The following is a 452-nucleotide window of genomic DNA, read 5'->3' as shown; positions in this document are numbered from 1 at the left end:
CAGCTTCCACTTGCCATCCACGATCTGCACCATCACGCGCGCGCGCTGGTCCATGCCGAGGTGGTCGGTGGGGCTCATGGTGATGATGCCGTGCGAGACGGGCAGGTGCTTGGTCTGCTCCAGGGCGTCGCGCAGTGCCTTGCGGAATTCCTTGGTGCCGGGCTGGCCCTTCTTGAGCGCCTCCGGGATCGCGTTCTGCAGCAGCAGGCCGGCGTCCCAGGCGTGGCCGCCGAAGGTCGACACCTGGCCGCCGAAGGCCTTCTCGTAGGCGGTCTTGTAGGTCACCGCCGGCTTCTTCACCGGATTGCTGTCGGGCAGCTGCTCGGCTACCAGCAGCGGACCAGCCGGCAGGAACGTGCCCTCGCAGTCCTTGCCGCAGACGCGCAGGAAGTCGGGGTTGGCCACGCCGTGGGTCTGGTAGATCTTGCCCTTGTAGCCGCGCTCCTTGAGCG

General features: G+C 67.5%; 1 pseudogene. It reads right to left on the bottom strand.

The features are described from left to right. Positions 1 to 452: pseudogene (locus AB4Z35_RS30505) on the bottom strand (ABC transporter substrate-binding protein); the annotation flags it as partial.

The organism is Pseudomonas sp. KB_15 (assembly GCF_052114525.1).
In the GTDB taxonomy this organism is placed as follows: domain Bacteria; phylum Pseudomonadota; class Gammaproteobacteria; order Pseudomonadales; family Pseudomonadaceae; genus Aquipseudomonas.
The sequence above is the reverse complement of the archived record's forward strand: the minus strand, read 5'-3'. Positions and strand labels throughout refer to the sequence as shown.